Origin of the sequence: Dorea sp. Marseille-P4042 (assembly GCF_900290215.1) — a bacterium.
Taxonomy (GTDB): domain Bacteria; phylum Bacillota; class Clostridia; order Lachnospirales; family Lachnospiraceae; genus Dorea; species Dorea formicigenerans.
Genome location: NZ_OLMI01000003.1, coordinates 474,271 through 495,663 on the forward strand (window position 1 = coordinate 474,271; position 21,393 = coordinate 495,663).

The 21,393-nt window shown below is 35.9% G+C and carries 17 protein-coding genes and 2 pseudogenes; 4 read left to right on the forward strand and 15 right to left on the reverse strand.

Annotated elements, in window-relative coordinates; genetic code table 11:
• Positions 1-4 precede the first annotated feature (4 nt).
• From C7E02_RS15815 to C7E02_RS15845, 7 genes are read right to left on the reverse strand one after another with little or no spacing between them, the layout of a single operon-like run.
• Positions 5-2,719 carry a hypothetical protein gene (locus tag C7E02_RS15815; protein WP_105310108.1) on the reverse strand — a complete coding sequence of 905 codons (2,715 nt, stop codon included), beginning with the start codon at positions 2,717-2,719 and terminating at the stop codon, positions 5-7.
• A gap of 1 nt (position 2,720) precedes the next feature.
• Positions 2,721-5,825, reverse strand: coding sequence for a UvrD-helicase domain-containing protein (locus C7E02_RS15820; protein ID WP_105310109.1), 3,105 nt, complete (start codon positions 5,823-5,825; stop codon positions 2,721-2,723).
• Between the two features lie 15 nt (positions 5,826-5,840).
• Positions 5,841-7,034, reverse strand: a complete 1,194-nt coding sequence (locus C7E02_RS15825; protein ID WP_105310110.1) for a cysteine desulfurase family protein — start codon at positions 7,032-7,034, stop codon at positions 5,841-5,843.
• On the reverse strand, positions 7,031-7,411 hold the full coding sequence (locus C7E02_RS15830) for a DndE family protein (protein ID WP_105310111.1): 381 nt from the start codon (positions 7,409-7,411) through the stop codon (positions 7,031-7,033). Before C7E02_RS15830 ends, C7E02_RS15825 begins: the two co-directional genes overlap by 4 nt.
• Before the next feature lie 3 nt (positions 7,412-7,414).
• Positions 7,415-9,553, reverse strand: a complete 2,139-nt coding sequence (locus tag C7E02_RS15835; protein ID WP_105310112.1) for an AAA family ATPase — start codon at positions 9,551-9,553, stop codon at positions 7,415-7,417.
• Positions 9,540-10,928, reverse strand: a complete 1,389-nt coding sequence (gene dndC, locus C7E02_RS15840) for a DNA phosphorothioation system sulfurtransferase DndC (RefSeq protein WP_105310113.1) — start codon at positions 10,926-10,928, stop codon at positions 9,540-9,542. Before dndC ends, C7E02_RS15835 begins: the two co-directional genes overlap by 14 nt.
• On the reverse strand, positions 10,918-11,250 hold the full coding sequence (locus C7E02_RS15845) for a helix-turn-helix domain-containing protein (RefSeq protein ID WP_021922306.1): 333 nt from the start codon (positions 11,248-11,250) through the stop codon (positions 10,918-10,920). Before C7E02_RS15845 ends, dndC begins: the two co-directional genes overlap by 11 nt.
• A gap of 159 nt (positions 11,251-11,409) precedes the next feature.
• Between C7E02_RS15845 and C7E02_RS20125 the strand changes: the two genes are divergently transcribed.
• Both C7E02_RS20125 and C7E02_RS20570 read left to right on the forward strand, forming a co-directional pair.
• Entirely contained in the window at positions 11,410-11,532 is a 123-nt protein-coding gene (locus C7E02_RS20125) for a hypothetical protein (protein WP_278336564.1), read from the forward strand.
• 14 nt (positions 11,533-11,546) lie between these two features.
• Positions 11,547-11,810 (forward strand): annotated as a pseudogene (locus C7E02_RS20570) (phosphoadenosine phosphosulfate reductase domain-containing protein); the annotation flags it as partial.
• A 439-nt stretch (positions 11,811-12,249) separates the two neighbouring features.
• Here the strand turns inward: C7E02_RS20570 and C7E02_RS15855 are convergent.
• The 8 genes and pseudogenes from C7E02_RS15855 to C7E02_RS15890 form a co-directional block, all read right to left on the reverse strand.
• Positions 12,250-12,651: pseudogene (locus C7E02_RS15855) on the reverse strand (methylated-DNA--[protein]-cysteine S-methyltransferase); the annotation flags it as partial.
• A 228-nt stretch (positions 12,652-12,879) separates the two neighbouring features.
• Positions 12,880-13,989, reverse strand: a complete 1,110-nt coding sequence (locus C7E02_RS15860; RefSeq protein ID WP_105310114.1) for an aminotransferase class V-fold PLP-dependent enzyme — start codon at positions 13,987-13,989, stop codon at positions 12,880-12,882.
• Positions 13,990-13,993: 4 nt separating this feature from the next.
• Positions 13,994-15,169, reverse strand: a complete 1,176-nt coding sequence (locus tag C7E02_RS15865; RefSeq protein WP_105310115.1) for a M20 family metallopeptidase — start codon at positions 15,167-15,169, stop codon at positions 13,994-13,996.
• 13 nt (positions 15,170-15,182) lie between these two features.
• On the reverse strand, positions 15,183-15,905 hold the full coding sequence (locus C7E02_RS15870; protein WP_158683082.1) for an MBL fold metallo-hydrolase: 723 nt from the start codon (positions 15,903-15,905) through the stop codon (positions 15,183-15,185).
• Between the two features lie 2 nt (positions 15,906-15,907).
• The gene (locus C7E02_RS15875) at positions 15,908-16,924 is read right to left on the reverse strand and encodes a Gfo/Idh/MocA family protein (protein WP_105310117.1); all 1,017 of its coding nucleotides are present in this window, start codon (positions 16,922-16,924) and stop codon (positions 15,908-15,910) included.
• A gap of 65 nt (positions 16,925-16,989) precedes the next feature.
• Entirely contained in the window at positions 16,990-18,465 is a 1,476-nt protein-coding gene (locus tag C7E02_RS15880; RefSeq protein WP_158683084.1) for an SLC5 family protein, read from the reverse strand.
• 13 nt (positions 18,466-18,478) lie between these two features.
• On the reverse strand, positions 18,479-18,790 hold the full coding sequence (locus tag C7E02_RS15885; RefSeq protein ID WP_105310119.1) for a hypothetical protein: 312 nt from the start codon (positions 18,788-18,790) through the stop codon (positions 18,479-18,481).
• A 24-nt stretch (positions 18,791-18,814) separates the two neighbouring features.
• The gene (locus C7E02_RS15890; protein WP_105310120.1) at positions 18,815-19,273 is read right to left on the reverse strand and encodes a RidA family protein; all 459 of its coding nucleotides are present in this window, start codon (positions 19,271-19,273) and stop codon (positions 18,815-18,817) included.
• A 434-nt stretch (positions 19,274-19,707) separates the two neighbouring features.
• Between C7E02_RS15890 and C7E02_RS15895 the strand changes: the two genes are divergently transcribed.
• Entirely contained in the window at positions 19,708-20,463 is a 756-nt protein-coding gene (locus C7E02_RS15895; protein ID WP_105310121.1) for a helix-turn-helix transcriptional regulator, read from the forward strand.
• Positions 20,464-20,506: 43 nt separating this feature from the next.
• Positions 20,507-21,277 (forward strand): HpcH/HpaI aldolase family protein, encoded by a 771-nt coding sequence (locus C7E02_RS15900; RefSeq protein ID WP_105310122.1) that lies wholly within the window; start codon positions 20,507-20,509, stop codon positions 21,275-21,277.
• Positions 21,278-21,393 lie beyond the last annotated feature (116 nt).

A 21,393-nucleotide genomic window follows, 5' to 3' on the forward strand; every position in this document is an offset into this window, starting at 1 on the left:
TCCCTTATATTTCAACCAATGATTTGTAGTTTTCAAGACACTTCTCTCTTACTGCACACCATTGACACCATATATTTGCTTCTTTGTCGTAACTTGCATTTTTAAGATTATCCGGTAAAAACTGTTTTTTTTCTGCCATCGTCAAATCATTAAATTTGCCAAGTAATACATTCTCCTGATTTTCATTTTCCAAATGCAGGTATATGAATTCTTCTTTCTTTCTCATCATTTCAGAATCAATATCTGTTACCTTTGGAAACTGTTTTATCTTACCATCCTGCAACGCTTGATGAATAATCGCATTCTTAGCATTTGATTTGATATCTGTTATCTCAGATTCGTTTAAAAATCTAAAATATCGTCTCAAGCGTTCTGCTGAATCATCAAGTGCCTCATTCATTATTGCCTCTGTGGCAATTTGACCTTCTAATTTACGCCGCACATTATTTGCCAAAATTATCTCTAGATATTTTGTCTGCAGGAATCTATCTTGATACTTAGTACCATTTTCTATTAATGACTCTAATGCAAATCTATATCCACATATGCGTCTTCTAAATCCATCTAAATCCACAAAATTATTTGTATTTTTACCCAAATCAAATGTGATATTTTGTTTCTCATGAACCTCGGTCGTATCATGAATATTTTTTTCTGTTTTAACCCCTAACAGCTTTAAAATATAATACAGTTCATTTTCTTTATCATCATCGTTTTTTATAAAACTCAGTTTAAACTTACATCTATTAAACTCTAATCCATAAATCAGTGCATATCTTTTAAAATGTTTAAATTCTTTTCTTGCTTTAACATAAACCTGATATTTCCAATCTAATGGTTCATATGCTCTTTCAAAAAACTCTATAGTCAATGGCCACGGAAATTGATCTTCTCGTTTTACATTCATATCAGAATCGGACACACACGCAAAATGATAGATTATGTCTGGATCCTGAGTTGAACTTTTCAATATATCTCCATCAATCTGTTGAAAGTCTCTGACGATCCAGTTCGCACTTTCCCCTTTCTGACTTTCCTGTTTTAGATAATATGCCATTGTATCTTTTAAACAATCAAATGTGCTAGTTGTCTCGATTTTTTCAATTTCTTCTAGTCTAACTAATAGTCTCAGTAAAATATCTTGAAACTCAGATTCTGCGTCTGCAGTTGGTAGAATTTGTGTTTCTACAAAATCCTTTAATTTCTCATAAAAATGCTTAAAATTATTATTCTCATTTTCAAAATCTTCATAAAATATCTTTGTAATAGTATTAAGTGCCTCAAGTGCTTCAATCAGCTCATCTATTTCATCTAATTCAACATTGAAATATGATAACTTCGCTAATTGTTCGATATACTCTATTTTACCTTTATTAAGCTTGGACATTTGTTTCTTTAGCTTTTTCAGCAAATCAATTACGCCATCTGTTTCGCTATCTCCTTTCAACTTTGTCGCCCTAGAAAAATAATTTTTTGTCTGATTGAAGGTAGTAATTAATGATCCTACTTTCTTTTCATAGAGAGCTCCTGAATACAAGCATTCTGCAATATCATTCATATTCTCGATTCTAATACCACCATTTTCACTGTCCCACATATTGGTAACAGCTACGAAAAAATGACCAATTGGATAAGCTAAGAAATGTCTTTCTCCAAATTGTTCTGGAAAATAAACTTTCAATATATCATTTACAGAATTATTGGCAGAATAAAACTGTTCCTTCATGTACGAAAGAACTGAGCCGTTCTTATGTTCGTCTGCATGAAAATCTTTAGCAGCCTCCTCATATATACGTGCAACATATGCTGAAAATTCTGTAATATTATCAAACTCAACAACCTTTACATTATTTATATCTTTGCTTTTTTCAATGATTATTCCATTAGATAATTTTCCAATTTGATCTGCGAGCATATTTCCTTCGTAGCTCGGCTGTAGCAATGTTGTTGGCTTAAATTCGTTATTGAACTGACTCTTTATATTCAAATCAAAACAGGAATAAACATCCAACCATGTTTGATATATCTCGTTATACTGCTGTTGATAATTAAATAACAACACGACCCGCTTGTATTTTGAAACCTCTTCAAGCATTGAAAGAATTGTTGGAGTAAATTGATGTATTCCATGAATAACTACCGTATTACAATCAACACTCTCTATAGATTTTACTTCCTTACCTCGCCTTTTATCTTTTGCCACCAGTGCTGTTTTGACAGCATTATCAATTTCACTTTCCGAGAAATTCTTTTTTAAAGCAAAAATCTCGGCATTCTCGCCTCGCAGAATTGCATTATAAGCAGCAACTAAATACATTTGCTCTTCTGTTATCTTTTTAATTTTTATATTTTTTAATAACAGTCCCATTTCAGCCATCAGTCGAATACTATCCAACAATGCACTCTTATTAAATCGCAGAGATTGTTTTATCTTTTTCCATCTATCAGGTTCAATGTTTGGCGTCACTTTATCTAGTGTATTGGTTAAAATTGTGTACTGTTCAATGTATGTTTTTGTATCAAACCATCTTGGGTATAATGCTTCTGCTAATTCTTCTACTGTTGCTAATTGTCCATTATCCAATTCATCATATACTGCTGACAATCCATTTACCATTGTCTGCGAAACACAAAAATGAGCACAGTTTCTTATTGAATCCCAATAGGGTTCATTATTTATTTCGTATGGATTGCTGTAAGTATATATTGATAATGACATTTTATACCTCCATTAAATTCTGCCACGAAATCTTGCTCTTTGATTTAATATCCTTCATCCAAACAACATTTCTGATAGCTCGTGTTAGTGCTACATACAATACTCGACTTTCTTCGTTAACTCGTTCATTTTGTTCCTGCGATACATCATAATTGGAATTATATTTCTTGTTTTGTTCATCTCCAATTCTAATTCCATATGCAAGTTTTTCATTTTCTACATACACATCTAAATCAGCTTTCTTCATTGATGCAATATCCATACCCATATATGGCATAATTACGCATCCATATTCCAATCCTTTTGCTTTATGAACAGTAGTACAAATCACTCGTATATCATCAGTCTCAACCTCTATATTTCGTGCGAGTTCTTCCTGCTTTGTCATAACATTTATGTGCATACTGTGTTCTATCACATTGAGAGTTAAGTAATCTACACTATATGTTTTAATTATTTTCTCTAATACCAATTCATAATTTGCTTTATAGAATCTTTGCCCACTATCGGTATCTGAATATTGATACCAAGGCTGACATCCTTCATAGATACTCCTCAGCAGCATTAAAATTGGTTGAACCTTAGTATCCATAATTATCTTTTCCCATGTTGTGTTCATCACAGTTAAGAAATACTGATTAAGTACATCTGTTAACTTTTTTACCTGCTCCTCTGTGCCTAAACCATGTAATCCTTGTATATCTAACTGAATTCCTACATAATTTGAATCTATCAAATTAAAAAGATTCACTGGATCTCTCGGGTTAAGCAGCGCAATTACCAATTTATACAAATCTAAAGCAGGCATAAGCTGATATAAATCTCCACCTACTTGAGTTTCTATAAACTCACCTCGAACCTTTGCTTCTTCCAAAATATTATGAATTTGCCAATTATCTCTTACCAAAATGGCAATTATCATATCTTTAGAAGATAGTTTATGATGCTTGGATAGATATTTTATAATATCTTTCTGCCTTGCGATTTCTGCAAAGAGCTGTTCCATCCTCTGCTCATCGCCGTCATACTCTAATTTGGTCACTAACTCATGTTCCGATAGATACGTCTCAACACTACTGGTAAGTGAATCCTTTCCTTTACGAAATGGCAAATACCCTTTTGTGCCCATTTTAGAAAATACTGCATCAAATTTATCTAATAATCTCTTATCAGTTCTATAATTTATGGTAAGTGAAAATTCTTCCCATTTTTCTTTATCTGTTCTAATCAGATCAAACGCACTAATTGTCGCACCTCTAAAACGGTAAATACTCTGCTTTAAGTCGCCAACTACAAACAACTTTGTATCTTTAATCACATTTTGCAACTTTAAGAAAGAATCAATCTGAACATCATCAGTATCCTGAAACTCATCAATAAATAAGTACTTATATTTAAGACCACATTTTTCCTTAAATGCACCATTTACTGCATCGTTCAGTAACAGCATACTTTCTTTCAAATCAATTTTATTTTTTGAGAATATCTGTTCTTCGTATTCATTTTCTGCTGGTATCATAACCTTCATTATGACATCATTAAAAAATGACCACTCTTCAAACGTCCCCAAATTTTCTGCTTTAAGTTCTTTAATCCCATAGCTTTTATTATATAATTGCTGTGAAAAATTCATTAACAATTTTCTAAACTTATGAACAGGCATTCTTAGTTGTTGGGCAAAATTCGCATCTTCCTTTTGCTTTTCAACCAGAAAATTATTAAGATATTTCTCATATATCTGCTCTTTCGCATACTCACTTGAGGAAATTGCAAAATCCGCACCCAGTCCATATTCCATAGCACTGCTTTGCAAAACAGCTTTTGCAAATTTATGTATGGTCGAAATCTGCATTAAATCTACAGCCTCTATTTCATGTAGCACTTTTTTGTTTTTGGTAAGAATATAACAATTCATAAAATACTGCTTTAGTCTTAACTTCATATTATCAGCAGCTTCATTCGTAAAAGTTACCATAGCAATCTCATCTACAAGATTATTTACAAATCGTTTTCTGCTCATGCATAAATAGGCAATACGAGATACCATTGAGTAGGTTTTACCAGTTCCCGCACCTGCTTGAACAAGTACATTTTTATCACCCATTGCATGTTCAACCTTATACTGATCAAAATTCCAGCTTGTGGAATTTGCAACATCTTCAAGTATCAATTTTTGTTGTTCTGTATATTGTCCCTCTACAATAATTTCATCATTATTCAAATCCAAATTATAGGTATAAATTTCAAAATTAAATATTCTATATGAGCCAGATACACCACTAAAATCATTTCTTTCATCTACTTCTGCCAATCTCACATTTCCTTTATCAGAAATAATACCTCTGGCATTAAATCCTGCTTCCAGCTTATTGCATACGGATAGTAAATCTATTTCATTCTTAACAAATGTAACAATCTTTGTTCCGGCAAAATACATTTCTATCAGTTCATCTGAATCCTTTTCTGTTAATTCTTTGTTGAATACCTTCAGTAATGAATATGCATCCGAAACCTCTATAATTTGATCATCCTTTGCCTTATATGATGGTTCAAAATGTTGTCTTACTATAGCCATTGCTTTTTCATCAAACGGAGTACTGTTTAACGGCTTTTTCTTGACAAATGCATTTGATATCTTCTGCCCTAGCTTAGTTGCTGAATTCAGGTCATCCGAGAAAATAGTAAAATCCCTAGATGATACAATGTCTAACCTTACATCCTTATATTCTTTTTCTGATATAAACGGATAACATACCATTGATAATACAACAGGACTTATTGCAAACTGGTCATTCAAAAAATTCAGCCAATCAAATCTATATCCTCTTGCCTGTTTCTCTGGAGAACCATAAATTTGGGTTTCTCCTTGAATCACAATTTCATCAGGACCTTTCACATCAAAGATGTACTGAGACTGCCATCCTTTTACTTCAATGACCATAATTCCAACATTTTTTATAAGTAATGCGAAATCAAATTCACGATCATCAACCACCTCTCGATGATTGTAGACAACAATATCGTTAGGCAATAATGAAGACAGTTTTTCCCATACTAACGCTTCACCTTTATATTCAGTTGGTTTGTTATCCATCATTAGTGCCATAACGTGTTATTCCTCCTAAATTTCAGCTTTAAGTATGCCTACAAATTCTTCTATATCTTTTGCTGTTGTATATTTGTTTATAGACACTCTAAGTACTTTTGTAACCTTATCTGCCAATCCAAGTGCCTGTATTACATAAGATGGTTCTCCTGCACTACAAGCTGAACCTGTCGATAAAGCCACTTCTTCACTAATCTTCTTAATAAATCTTTCATTATGAAAATCAGATTTATCTACTACCAAGCTCACAATTCCTGGTAAACGTTTTGCTGCATCTACCGTTGTATGAATTCCATCAATTGGTGAAATACCTGCAATCAACATATCATCCAAACTTTTGATATGTGCTTCATTTTCCTTAAGATCTCTAAGCGCAATTTCAGCAGCCTTGCCAAAACCTACAATATTATGAACAGCATGTGTACCTGCACGGAATCCAAATTCTTGTTCTCCCCCGTGCATAAATGCTGTAATGGGTGCGATTCCATAAGCATCAGACTTCATAAATGCTGCGCCTATTCCTTTCGGTCCGTATATTTTATGTGCCGAACAAGATGCATAGTCAATTCCCATTTTCTTAACATCAATTTCTGTCTTGCCCAATGCCTGTGTCAAATCAGAATGAAGTGCAATGTTATTCTTCTTACAGATTTCTGCCACTGACTCAACATCACTTATTGTCCCTATTTCGTTATTCACATAAAGCATTGATACAAGTGCTGTATTTTCTTTAATTGCAGAAGTAATTTCTTCAACACTAATCTCACCATCTGGAGTAACTCCAACAAATGAAGCTTCATATCCTCTATCTACTTTTTTCTTTACACCAAATAAAGATGTAGTAGGATCATTGTTTGAATATAATTCACCATTCAAATACTTACATGCGTTTAATGTTGCCTTGTGTTCTACAAGAGATGTAATCACATGATTCTTGCCATCTCCGTAAAACTTTCTATAATCCAAATATCCCTTAATAATAAAATTTGTACTTTCTGTTGCTCCAGCTGTGAAAATAATCTCATCCGGCTTTGCACCTAGCAACCTTGCAACCTTTTCTCTGGCTTCCTCGACAGCATTCTTAGCATGGGTTGCTTTGCAATAATATTTACTTGATGGATTTCCAAACTCCTCATTCAAATATGGAAGCATCGCATCTCTAACTTCCTCATCAACTGGAGAGGTCGCACTATTATCTAAATAAATCATACTGTATCCCCCTCTCCTAAAACCTGAAGAATATATTTATCCATATTTCCAGCATGATTATACATATCTAGCAACAGTTGACTTCCTCTATCGATATGTGCCTTTACATACTGTGGAAAATATTCCTCGTCTGTTAAATATCTTCCTTCAACCTGTTCAATAAGCACCTTGAAATATGTATCATTATCACCTGTAATAGTCTGTCTATTCAAATCTAATCCATCAGAATCTGACTTATAATCTGCGACTGATGTTTTTTCTAACAAAGACCATGCTATCGCATGTTTAACCAAGGTATATGGTTTATAATTTGTTCTATTTTCTAGTTCCTCAAAGATTTCTTGTGTTCTCTTTGATGTTTTTAATCTAAAAATCATTGGCTACACCTCAAAAAAGTAATTATTCTCAATCGTAGTTCTGTTTTCATTTTCATCGTTAATCAACAGATACTCTTTTGAAATATAAGGTTTTATTATCTTATAGTACTCCTCATTTATTTCTTCATCTGTAGACAGAATAATTACCTGATTACTAATATTCGGGAAGAATTTTTCTGAGATTTCACGTCTATGATTTGCATCTATTCTCGCATATGGAGTATCAATAACAAACGGAATATTCTGTCCTGATATCTCGATAATCGCCCAATACAATGCCAAGATAAAAATTTGACGTTCTCCTTTTGACAATCTTCCTAGCTCAATTTTCTTATATAATTGAATTGGTTCCTTGCCCAATTCGACTTCAGATTTATTTTTCAGCACATTTATAGATGTACCGTGTAACATTTTAATCAGTCTTTTTTCACCTTTAGTTCCAATAAGATTTGTAAACTCTGAACTTCCCAAATTCTTGTACAGTGTCAAGAGTTCTTTGCCGTTGTATTCCTCGTCCTGATATAAATTAAAATCAAAATTCTTTCCAATTTCGATATGTGTTATCAAATTGTTTTTTCTATAAATTGATTTCAATTTCTGTACAATAGCCTTCTCAAGTTTCTTTCTTATGCTTACAGTTTTCTCTTCTAGGAACTGTTCCATCATAGAAGAAATACCAGCGCTCAGCTCATAGACATGCTTATTCTGAGCATTTGATTTAAGAATTTGCATCGCTTTATCTCTAATTTGCCCTTGCGAATGCAATTCTTTATCAATATCCTCTAATTTGTGTTGCGAGTCATATAGTCTACTTGTTAAGTCATCCTTTTTCTTAAGAATTTCATTTTCCTTTTGAGCAAATGTATTAACATCCTCCTCACTCATTGAGTTTTTCAGTATTCTATTAATCTCTGCTGTTCTTTCAGAAGCTGCCTTTCTCTTTTTAACCATATCAACCATTGCAGATACATCAAAATCATCTAAAGACGATACAATGCCATTTACTCGTCCAATGTCCTCTTTTGACAAATCAAACATCATTTCCATATCATCACGGAAACCTTTTGGTCTAAATGTGTCCAATAAATAATCCATCAACTGATCCACCTTTGAATCTGACACATCACCTTTTAATAATTCTGAAATTGAATCTCGCTTCAGCTTGCTTTGAACGTAATAAAATATCTCACCTTTTTCTTCAAAATCCAGTTGTGACATAATTGGATTAGCAAAATCTTTCAATATATAAAACGGCATAAGTCCTTCCACAAATATTTTAATATTTGTGAGTGTTTCCGTTTTCACTTTCTCTGCATGATTATACTCATTTTCTAACTGTTTCTTCTCTTTACGCGAAATTCCTCCTGCATTTTTAAATGCAGTTTCTAATTCAGTAAGTTGAACCTCTATATCTTCTAATTCCTTTGTTAAATTGTTTACTTTTGAATCAAGTTTTTCCTTCTCTGTTTCTAATAGTTCCATCTGCTGTTTTGCAGACTCATATGTGTCGTATGCGTCATCATCATCTATAGAATTGTTTCTTGTTACATATCCTTGTGTAAATTTACGGATAATCTCAAACACATCCATTCCACACATTGTGAATACAGCATTCCTAACATATGTATTGTATGCACTGGTAGAGAAAATATTACCAACCTCTTCTCCATCAAAAAGGAAAAATTCAAATAAGTCCGGAGGGATAATACTTCGCAAATAATTCTCAAAGTATGACAATTCTTGGTCATTCAATTGCTTGCCATCTCTTTCTACTGTGTATTTCTCTGTAATCCTTTGATTGGTATAATCCCATTTCCTTGTTATCACATAATTTCTAATATCACGCTCGATCTTAAGTTGTAGCGTTATCTGTACTTCCGATTCCACAACCTCCTGTTGAAATGCTTTTGAATTGATTAAGTCTTTAATTTTAGAAATATAATGACTATTTACACCTACATATCCATATGCTAATGGTCCATACAATGCAACTTTTATTGCCGTGAAAAGAGAAGTTTTACCTGCCCCATTTTTTCCACCAATGAGTACAATGTTTTTCCCAGCATCTGTTATCTCGAAATCAAATTCATTATTACCCTCATAGGAGCTGAAATTATGTAATTTTACTTTATTGATTTTCATTTTCAATCTCCTCTATTATTTCATAATGTAGCCATTGCTGATTCAATAGCCTATCTATTCCATCTCTAAGTATTTTTTGATTTGAATAGTTTTTATTTCGATAAACCGATAATAACAGATTGCGGATCAATTCCTCTGGCACATTATTTTTTTGAGCCAGATTTTCTAATTCAACAACAGTTTCATTATCAATCAAAGGTTCTTTATAGTCATACCAAGGAAGTCTTTTCCCTGTTATTTCCTCATATAATTCAACTAAAACTCTTCGAGATAAGTCTAATTCTTGATCCCAGATTTCATCTATTGCTTTCAGTTCATCTAATGTTATAAGTTCATATCCCATAACCTGTTGGGTTTCTAACAACTTTCGAAGAATAAGTTTTCTTGCTTTCCAGTTAAATGGACCGAATCCCATATTACCTTGCTTATCACGATATACCGTTCCATTTCTTCTCTTTTTCTCTCGATATTCTTCATTATCTCGTATACTCATAAGCCAACTTCTAAATTCAGCAAGTGGTATCAACTCTCTATGTCCACTCTTTATAAATCCATTTAACGACTTATCTTCTTTAACAACTGTGCATACCCAGCACCCAAAACGTGAATTACCACAGCTCTGTGTCTGACCACCTGCATGAATACCAGCAAAAGGACATTCTCCACTATCTGCATCCGCGTAAAGCGATACCAATTCGCTATTATCTGATCCCCAAGGTGTTCTTCCGCCATCACACCTAAGTAAAACATCCCATACATCATCTGTTGTAAGTTCTGCAATAGGGTTATAAACATATGCATCCTGTATGGTTTCATGTCGATTTAGAAGTCTATTTGCAAGTTCTCTGCCTTCAATTCTTCTCTTTCGTGCTATACTTTCTGCTTTCCTGACTCCAAGAAGAACAACTACTTCTTTTTCTTCCTCATCAATAACTCTTTGAATATATTCACCACTAGGATTTATTTTTAATCTATCTGTACACCATCTGAATGTTCCATTCATTCTAGGTGTAGGGAATCCTCTTCCAATAACATTTGCCCAAAACGAATTGTTTGGTGGAGGTGTAACCATAGCCGACTTTATTGGTAGCCCATCTCTATCTGCTGCCTGTCCCAACAAATCATTCATTTTACTTAAATATATTTTTATAAGTGGATTTTCAATTAGAGTATCCGAAGATACAATATAAACATTTTTATGTCTATCATCTGGATCTAATCCCAATAACATCTTATAAACAAGTTCTACTACTGTTGTAGAATCCTTGCCACCGCTATATCCTATAACCCATGGTCTGTCATCGGACTTGTAGACATACTTAATTTCTTCAATTAACTCCTCAAGCGTATTTTCGTTAAAATAACTATTCGCCATCTTTATCACCTCTTTGTTGAGCCACTTCGTTTAATAAACGCAAACTCAGCTCTTTTTTTGTGTCGTCCATAGTTTCAACGACATTTAATATCTGCTGTTCATAGCTGCTTTCCTCAGTGATAAGTGTTCTTCTACCAATAAGTTCATCTAAAGAAATCTTGTACAAATCAGCTGCACCATGTAAAAATTCCACATCTGGTGCCGTGGTATTCCTTTCTATGTTACTAACTCTTTGTTGAGACAAATTGAGAGCCTCTGCTAATTGTTTTTGTGTGTATCCATATTTCTTTCTTAATTCAGATAATCTGCTTCCAATTTCCATAGAAATGCCCACCTTTCCAATTTTTTATTGTACTATAATTATGCTTTTTTTACAATAAAATTTTGTATTTCCGCTCTTGACTAACAATTATTTTGTATTATAATAATAATACAAAGAATTTGTTAGTTCAAAAACAGAAAAGGAGGATTAAAACAATGTTTGTTTGTAAAAAATGTGATGAAGAGTACGATGAAAGCATGCGTTATAGTCGTGATTCCAGATACTGCAAGAAATGTGGAGAAGAACGTACTCAATATCTCACTTACCGACGTGACACTTTAGCTTCATTGCGTTCTATGCCTCTTGAAGCCAAAATAATTCAGACAAAGTATCTTATTAATCAAGCTGTTAGAACTTTTGGAGAAGATCACTGCTACATATCTTATTCGGGTGGAAAAGACTCTACGGTGTTATCTCATATTACTAAACAATTATACCCTAACATATTACATTTATTTGCAAATACCACTAACGAATATTCTGAAACCTTAAAACACATCCAATGGGAAATCAAAGAAAATCATACCAATATCATGATTGTCTATCCTATAGATTCTAAGGGAGAAATGTGGAATTTCAAAAAAGTAGTGGAACACTATGGGTATCCTATGTTCTCCAAACGCGTTTCAAACGCCATCAGAACATATCAACACGCAAAAACTCCTCGTACCAAGCAAAACTCTATTGATTACATAGAGCGCAACTTCAAGAAATATCAAAAATATATGGAATTACCTATTTCTGATAAATGTTGCGACAAGCTAAAAAAGGAGCCACTTCGCCGTAAAGCAAAAGAATTAGGGATGAAATGTGTTATATTAGGAATCCTAGCATCCGAAAGTTACCAACGTGAAAAAGCATGGCTTGAATATGGCTGTAATGTTTTTTATCAATTTAAAGACAACCAATGTAAGCCACTCTCTTTTTGGACTCAAAGAACCCAACGCAACCCGCATCTTAAGCGGTACGTTAGGTTCTTTTTTTCTTTATATTTTTTTGTTATATCCCATATTTCTTCAAATCTACTTTTCCATCGATTACCTCTACCCCGTCTGCCTCCAGTAATTTCGCCTGCATACTTTCTCCTCCAAAGGCAAACGCACCGGCTAATTCTCCTTTCGAATTGACCACACGAAAGCAAGGAATATGTTCTGGAGCCGAATTCTTATGAAGCGCATTTCCAACTGCTCTTGCCATCTTTGCATCTCCTGCCATCTCAACAACTTTACCATAAGTCGCAACATGACCTTTGGGGATTTTCTTCACTGCCTCATAAATTCTCTTCGTCGGATTATCCGTAATCAAATCATAACTTTCGGAAATCATTCTTTGAATCTCATTTTCAGGAATAGAACCATCCAAAATAATGGTATTCCAATGTTCCTTATTCTGATGATACCCTGTGTTAGAGTCCGATAGAAACAGCCAATGCACCTTGGCTAATTAATCATCAACAGTTATTCAGCAGGATCACTGATTTCTATTGAATAGGTTTTTAGGTTTCGTCCTCGCTAGCTTTCCCCTTTCATGAGATAAACGGTAGCAGCAGGCTGTCCTTTACCAGCCGACGGTCCATCTCATACAATTCTCCGTGTACTGATAACAACCACATCATCTTCCTTTGCTATATTATCGTATAGTACCTAAAAAACAATCAATATCCTCCGTTGTATTATAGAAATGCAGAGAAACCCGTATACCATTCCTATAATTTACTGTTATTCCTTTCTTTTGTAGCAACTCATATTTTTGCTTCGAGTCTCTGCATCCTATGAGTGTGATTCCCGCCATTTCTCCTTCGGCCGGAGACAAAACTTCTGCTCCATCCAGTTTTTGAACTGCGTCTCTCAAATACTGTGTAAGATTTTGTACTTTTTCCCCTATCTCTTCTTGATGTTCTAAAATAATTTCTACTCCTTGCCTTGCTCCGAAAATTCCGGAAAAATTCATATTCCCTGTTTCGTACCGCCTGGCTTCCAACAGCAGATCAAATTTATATGTTGTGTAATCAAACTTATTTTTCATCCCCGCCCAGCCGATAAATGGATTGTTCAGATTTCCCAGTATTTCTTGATTAATATAAACAAACGCAATTCCATCCGGTCCTAAAAGCCATTTAAAAAATCCGCTTACCAAAAAATCAATATGTACTTTCTTCACATCGATTGGCAGCACACCAAGTCCCTGTATCGCATCCACGACAAAGACGATATCATGCGTCTGGCAAAATTCACTGCACATCTGCAAATTTGTCACCATACCGTTTAACGCCTGTACCCAGCTTATACTCAGCACCTTCGTTTTTTCGTCGCATATCTTTGCCAGTTTCTCCTCGTCAAGTCTCCCATCACTTATATCTATCATCCTCACTTCTACCCCTTGTGATTCTAGATTCATCCATGGATATATATTAGATGGAAATTCTATATTTGTAACAACAACATTGTCTCCCACTTTTAGATCAACAGCTTTTGCCGCCAGATTGATCCCCATGGACGTATTCTGCAAAAACATGATCTCTTCCGGAGCACTTCCGATCAATTGTGCGGTTCTGCTTCGCAGTGTGTCTACTTCTTTCCAATATTCTGCAAATGACGGTCCATTTCTTCTGCGACTTTCATGAAAATCTTCAATCGCTTCAAACACAGTCTTAGGCATCAAAGACATGGCGCCTGTATCTAAATAGCATTTTTGCGCCGTACTTCTTATATCACGAATGATTTCTTCCAAAGTCCCCATATCCTTACTCCTTCTCTGTAAATTTCAAAACCAAATCTTTTAATACTTCTGACGCTTTCCCAATTTGATTGATTTCAATGTATTCCTCTTTCGTATGTGCCTGTTCTATGGAACCGGGGCCAAAGACAAACACCGGGATCCCCCATTTTGCTAACTTGCTTGCATCACAACCATAAGGCAAACCTATGATCTGTTCATGCAAGCCATGCTTTTTTAACACTTCTTTGACGATCTGTTTCTTATCTTCTTCCAGCTTTGTTCCATAGGAAGGATCTGTCAAATATGGCTTTTGGAATATAACACGCATTTTTTCATTGTCACTTAATTCTTTACAAACCATATCTTGCATTTCTTGATATACCACTTCCCACGTTTCTCCTGGTATCATTCTTCTATCTATATGAATAATACAGTAGTCAGGAACAGAATTTACGATTGTTCCTCCTTGTATCAGCGACACGGCTACTGTTGCGTTTTTGCATGCAGAGTCACATCTGCATACTGTCTGTTTTTCGATTTTATTTTGAAAGATCTGGATGATCTTTGCCATTAAATAAATTGCATTTTCTCCCTTTTCCGGCATAGATGTATGAGCCGCAATCCCTGTTGTCTCAATACAAAAGCGAATACTGCCTTTACAGGCACAGGCCAGCCTTAATTCTGTCGGCTCACCAACCACAGCAAAAACAACCTTATCTCTATATTTCCAATTTAAAAACTCATCCACACCTCTATGCTGAAATTCTTCATCACAACACAAAGCCAGACAGAGATCAAACGGAAGTTTTTCCTTTTGTTCCTTCAATTGTTCCATTGCCAAAAACATTGCGCACAGCTGCCCTTTGGCGTCACAGCTCCCTCGTCCCCACAATTTCCCTTCACGGATCTTTGGAGAAAATGCGTCTTTCATCTCTTTTACATCTACAACATCACTGTGCGTCTGAAACAAAACAATAGGTTTCTCACCTAAGCACTCACTCATATGGATCAACAGATTCGATCTTCCTGGCAGCACTTCTTGTTTCTCACAATAATATCCATTTGCACAGCACATTTCATACACATGCTCCACAAAAGCAGCTTCCCCGAAATACTTGTTATCTTCTAACTTGCAATCTCCCGGATTTACACTTGGAATTTCAACAAACTCTTTTAATATCTGACTAATTTCTCTTTTCATACTCTTCTCACTCTTAAAACGACGGCGGGATAAATGCTCTAGACATATGATAAATGGCTTTGTCTATATGTTCCTGCGCACGATCCATTACGACCATCCGATGTCCCGGCAATAAGATATCGGCTTCAAGCCCTTTTAATTTCTTAATATCTTTTCTATATAAAGATAGATCACATCCCGGACAATTCAACAAACCGACTAATCCATTGACAAAGACATAATCTCCCGAAAACAGAATCTTTCTTTTCCCATCATCTAAAAAATATGCCATCAGCCCCGCACTGTGCCCACGTAATTCAATACATCTTAAAGTATATTTTCCTACTTTAAGCTCTTCTCCATCCGTAACATATACGTCAGGGTTGGGAAAAATAAATTCTTTACCTTCCGGATAACACCCTGAATTTCGAGAAATTTCATAAGCTTCTCTTACCTCATCCGGATGCGCCTGCATATCTTCCCATTCATTTCGGGGCGCAACAATTTCTATCCCTAACTCCTGCAGGTCCCTTCCACCCCCGCAATGATCTGCATGCAAGTGTGTAAGATATACTTTTTTTACTTTTTCTATATCTATATATTTTTCTATATTTCGGATAATCTGTCCGGTATCATAACCCACGCCGCAATCAATCAGCGTCGCTTCCTCGCCGCCGTCGAGTAAATAGACATGACAGTCATAGGCATTGGAAAGCCCAAATTCCGCACTCCCTACCAAGTAAATATCTTCTGTCAACCTCATTTGGTCATGCATCCCCTTTCAACAATCTTTCCTGTATTACAAGATTCAATCAAATACTGGCAAAATTCAATGCCACGCACTGCCTGTTCGACAGTCACGATTGGTTTCTTCGTTCTCCCCAAAACCAAATCGATCATATGCTTATTTTCATTTACCAACGCTCCTGTAATCTCACCATTAATTTCCGGCCATAATGTCATATCATGACTTTCCAACTTTCCGTCAAACATGGATACAAGTGTATTCCCCGGACAATTCAGTTTCAACTGCCCTTTTTCCGTCATCACTGTCAATTCCGTATCCAAATACTGTCCAAATTCATTAGGCAGCCTCCACTGCGTTTCCAGATTACATACGACACCATTTTCCATTTCTGCGATTCCAAACACAATGTCAGGACTTCTATATTCCTCTTTCGATTTTTTCTGGACCCCGCAGACACTTTTTATACGAGAATTTGTCAACCATGTAATGATATCTATATCATGTGCCAATGCCATAAAAACCGGATGTGTTCTTGAATGCAGCGAAAATCTCTCGATCGGTACGTTCCTTTTTACCCTAATAGATAAAATTTTGCCATACATATCTTCATTTTGTAATATTCTATAAGCATTATTGTAAGATGCGTCATAGCGCAAGATATGTCCCGGCAAAATATATAGATCCGTACTTTGCTCTAATTCGAGCAGCTTTTTCCCATCTTCGACATTTAAACAAATCGGTTTTTCTAACAACACATGCTTTCCTTCCCGGATTGCTTTCTCTGTAAAGCTGTAATGGGTATCCTCACCTGTTGCGACAATGATCACATCAATCTCTGGATCATTCATAAGATCATCCACATTTGTATACCAGTTAGGGATTTTATATTTCTCACAGATTGCTTTCAATCGGCTTTCTGTTCTGCAGCTGACTGCATGTACTTCCGCCTCGGGCAATTGTTTTAAAGCCTGAATATGCATGACTCCAAAGTCTCCGACTCCTACGATTCCAAATTTAACTTTTTTCATATAAACCTCCTACTTATCAAAGAGGGTCCCTTAATCCTGCAAATTAAGACACCCTCTTCTTTTCATTACTCTTCTTCCGGCATAGAAATTCTGTTAAAGAACTTGTTCATTCTGGTTTCTTCTCCTACTGCTCTTCTAGTCAGATAAGAAACAAGCAGGCAGATAATCAGTGATACACCTGTACTTGTAGCCGTTGTAGTTGCCAGCGCCTGAATCCCACCGGTTCCGGTAAAGGATACGATTGCTCCGCACACAGTTCCTGCGATCAGTCCTGTTAATGCTCCTGTCGCATTAATCTTCTTCACAAATAATCCCAGAACAATAATTACAAATATCGGCATATCTGTTATTGCGATTACATTCAGGATTGCATTCAATGCACCGCCGATCTTTGGAACTAACAATGCCCAACATGTTCCTAAAACAGCCATGATGATCGTTACGATACGAGATACTTTCAAGTACTTTTCTGAAGATTCATTTGGTTTCCATTTTCTATAAAAATCTTCTGTGATCAAAGAAGAGGAAGCGCACAGCGCTGAATCAGCAGTAGACAGTCCGGCTGCTATAAGTGCGGAGAAGAAAATCCCCAGCAAGCCTGTCGGCAGCAACTGCATAAAGATAGTCGGTCCGACCATATCCGGATTCATAGACGCAACTGTAGCCGAATCAAGCATTGCTTTCGCAGCAATTCCCGGAAGGATTTCCATGATCGCCATTGGGATCGCAATCAGTCCTGCAATTAAAATTCCCCATCTGGCAACATTTACTGTTTTGGCTCCTAAGCCTCTCTGCATAACAAACTGACTTGTAATAAAATACGGGAAGCCTAATAATGTCATAGCAATAATGTACGGCCATCCATTTGGATGTTCGATCCCCGGAACCACTTCCATGATTTCCGGCGGAACCGCATCAACCAGTCCCGTCCATCCGCCAAATTCTTTAAAAATAAATATCATTCCAATAAATAATCCGATCCACATCAATACGAATTGAATGACATCTGTTACAACAACGGATGTCAGACCGCCAAGATATGTATAGATCAAAACAATGATTGCTGTACCGATGATCACGATCCACAAAGGAATATCGAATAACAGACTTAAAATCACTGCTGCTGCATAAGTGGTAACCCCCATACGGTTCATTGTATCTGCAATCACCCAGATCACACTGATCGCACTTCGTACCTTTCCGTCATATCTGTCTTCAAAAATTTCTGACATCGTTGTATAACGTAACTTACGATAAATAGGTACAAACACGACCGCTGCCAATACACAGGCACAGGCATTCAATGCAATCCACACAACAGAGATACCTGAATTGTACACAACCCCCGGCTTTCCAACCATACTCCATGTAGAAAAATTCGTTGCTCCAAATGTTGCCGCCAAAGCAAATGGTCCAAATGATCGGCCGCCCAAGGCAAAATCTTCAAAACCATTTACTTTTTTTGAGACATAGTATCCTATGAATAATGTGAATACTAAATATAATACCATAATTGCAATATCAAGAAATGAAATATGCACAAAAACACCCCCTTTATTTTTCCAACATCTTAATAACCTCATTTCGGCTTACACTAATAAAGCCACCTACAAACCATACTGCATATCCTCCAAGAACAAGAATGTTGATGATCTGTCCGGAAACCATGCTTCTCAGCACACAGCCGCCTATAAACATAACTGCACCCAGTGTCATGATCCACATTCCATAGCGCTTGCTTGTAACAGGCGCATGTTTGCTTTCTAAGAAGAAAATTTTACCTCTGAATTCCAAAATCGGTCCAATGATCATCAAAAGCGTAGACACTACGATCGATGCCATAATCAAAATTGTAATGATATCCATTCTCTCTCCTCCTCTATCGTCCTTTTACTTTATTTCCACGATCAATTCAATTTCTACCGGTGTATTAAAAGGCAGTTCATTTGAAGATATGGCGCTTCTGCTGTGTCTTCCCTCTTCGCCGAATACTTCTACCAATAACTTTGACCCCCCATTTATCACCGCCGGTTGCAGCACAAATCCATCTGCAGAATTGACAAAACCTAAGACTTTCACAACTTGTTTTATCTCATCTAAATTTCCCAAATATTGTTTCAAAACCGCAAGTGCATTAACCATGCACTGTCTCGCTGCTTCCTGTCCTTGCTCTACACTAAGTTCTTTTCCTACTTTTCCTTCATAAAGAAGTTTGCCATCCTTTTTACAGTCCTGCCCTGATATATATAAGAGCTTTCCTACCTGCTTCACAGGAACATATTCTGCCACCGGCTTTGCAGGAACAGGAAGAATAATGCCTAATTCCTTTACTCTTTCCTCTACACTCATATTCCAACCTCCATCTTCACTAAATTTTCTAGTTACTTTCATTTTACACGTGCTTTTTGATTAATCAAACTATTTATTTGAATACTAACAATTAATTTGGTTTTTGTAAATAGTAAATTTTCATAATTATATCCTATATTTTTGTGCACATTCAACAGTTTTTAATTTTCGCAACCTTTTTCACTCTATTTCTCTTGTTTTTCCATGTTTTGTATCCTTATTCAACCGCAAAAAGTCAATACAATTTGTCTGTTTCTCTCCAGTCTTCACCTAATAACCTTATAATTTTTTGTCAGTTTCATTCCTTTTTATATTTATTTTTTCACTCATAATCCACGAAATCATACTTTTTGTTATATTCCATCTTTACAGATGACATTTTATATGCTAACATTTCATTATCAAAACTAATATAAAGGAGATGGAACTTTATAATGAAAACTCTTTATGACGATTGGGATACATGGCAACGACTTATGTCCATGTTAGAATATCAATTTGGTTCAAATTGCGAAATAATCCTTCATGATCTAACAAAAGATTATAATCATACAATTGTCGACATAAGAAACGGACACATTACAGATAGAAATATAGGAGACTGCGGAAGTAATCTTGGTCTAGAAGTCCTTCGCGGTACCGTCCAGGAAGGAGACCGTTACAATTATGTTGTATACACAAGAGATGGCAAAATCCTTCGTTCCTCTACTATGTTCATCAAAAATGACGAAGGCAATGTGATCGGATGCCTGTGCATCAATCTTGACATCACCGAAACTGTCCGATTAGAAGAATTTTTGAAGCGATACAATAGCTATGAGATAGAGGAGGATAATGCCCAAAGTATTCTTCCCACTTCAAAAAAACACGCCGAAGCAAATACCGTGCCTTCTGACTCCTCTTCTAATCCCCCTTCTGATTCAGAAGTATTTGCAAATAATATTACAGAAGTACTGGAATTTTTAATCGCCCAAGCTGACAAGAGAGCTGGAAAACCTGTGGACGGACTTTCACGAGAAGAAAAAATTGAATTCGTCAGATATTTAGATCAAAAGGGCGCTTTTTTAGTAACTAAGTCCAGCGAACGAATTTGTGAACATTTAAAGGTATCGCGATTTACTCTTTATAATTACCTGGATCTTATCAGGAAAGAGTCAAATACAAACACGGAAACAAATAAGGAAGAATAACCTTTTCTTCATCTCTATCATTTAAGTAAAGGAGGCTTTCTCAATGAAACTGTCAAATATATGCACATTTAAACAACAGATGGATTCCGATTGCGTCATTGGTATCTTTTCCAAAACCAACGATGGTTCATTTATTGAAAGTTCCGGAAAAAGCGGAATCGACTTTTGCATACTCGATATGGAACATGGTCCGGTCAGCTATGAACACCTGCCCAATCTGATACGCGCCTGCGAATGCACGGATACGCTGCCCATCGTACGTGTAGCCGATAACTGTGATGAATATATAAGCAAAGCTTTGGATCTAGGCGCTGCCGGGATTCAGATCCCACAAATAAGTAATAAAACAGCAGCAGAAAAAGCCATACAATATGCAAAATTTTATCCCCAGGGAAATCGTGGCGTATGCAGATACGTAAGAGCGGCAGAATACTCTTCTCTTGAAAAATCTCAATATTTCAAAGAAGCAAACAAAGCAATGATCATCCTGCAAATAGAAGGAATCGAGGGAATCCAGAATTTAGATGAAATATTATCTGTCCCAGGGATCGATATTATTTTCATCGGACCTTACGATTTATCTCAGTCACTTGGACTTCCAGGAAATGTACATCACCCAAAGGTAATCGAGCAAATGAAACTTATTGTTAAAAAAGCCCAAAATGCTAATGTTGCTGTCGGCACTTTTGTTGACACATCAAAAGATGCGCTCTACTGGAAATCCTTGGGCGTAAAATATATTGCCAATTCTGTCGATGTGGGTATTTTTTACTCCGCATGCAGAGCGATTGTAACCTCGATCAAAATCGGTTAACATGATTACAGAGAAAAGGGGCTGTCAGGAAATAGATAAAATGCCATTTGAACCGCTCCCCGTCAAGTAGACAATTGAAAAAATATAATTTTTCTGCCAGTAGAAATTTATCTGCT

Coding starts and splice junctions, on each gene's coding strand:
- dndC (WP_105310113.1), bottom strand. CDS start 10,928: ATGGCGAATAGTTATTTTAACGAAAATACGCTTGAGGAGTTAATTGAA.
- C7E02_RS15835 (WP_105310112.1), bottom strand. CDS start 9,553: ATGAAAATCAATAAAGTAAAATTACATAATTTCAGCTCCTATGAGGGT.
- C7E02_RS15830 (WP_105310111.1), bottom strand. CDS start 7,411: ATGATTTTTAGATTAAAAACATCAAAGAGAACACAAGAAATCTTTGAG.
- C7E02_RS15845 (WP_021922306.1), bottom strand. CDS start 11,250: ATGGAAATTGGAAGCAGATTATCTGAATTAAGAAAGAAATATGGATAC.
- C7E02_RS15865 (WP_105310115.1), bottom strand. CDS start 15,169: ATGAAAAGAGAAATTAGTCAGATATTAAAAGAGTTTGTTGAAATTCCA.
- C7E02_RS15860 (WP_105310114.1), bottom strand. CDS start 13,989: ATGGGGACTTTGGAAGAAATCATTCGTGATATAAGAAGTACGGCGCAA.
- C7E02_RS15815 (WP_105310108.1), bottom strand. CDS start 2,719: ATGTCATTATCAATATATACTTACAGCAATCCATACGAAATAAATAAT.
- C7E02_RS15900 (WP_105310122.1), top strand. CDS start 20,507: ATGAAACTGTCAAATATATGCACATTTAAACAACAGATGGATTCCGAT.
- C7E02_RS15820 (WP_105310109.1), bottom strand. CDS start 5,825: ATGGCACTAATGATGGATAACAAACCAACTGAATATAAAGGTGAAGCG.
- C7E02_RS15890 (WP_105310120.1), bottom strand. CDS start 19,273: ATGAGTGTAGAGGAAAGAGTAAAGGAATTAGGCATTATTCTTCCTGTT.
- C7E02_RS15885 (WP_105310119.1), bottom strand. CDS start 18,790: ATGGATATCATTACAATTTTGATTATGGCATCGATCGTAGTGTCTACG.
- C7E02_RS15825 (WP_105310110.1), bottom strand. CDS start 7,034: ATGATTTATTTAGATAATAGTGCGACCTCTCCAGTTGATGAGGAAGTT.
- C7E02_RS15875 (WP_105310117.1), bottom strand. CDS start 16,924: ATGAAAAAAGTTAAATTTGGAATCGTAGGAGTCGGAGACTTTGGAGTC.
- C7E02_RS15895 (WP_105310121.1), top strand. CDS start 19,708: ATGAAAACTCTTTATGACGATTGGGATACATGGCAACGACTTATGTCC.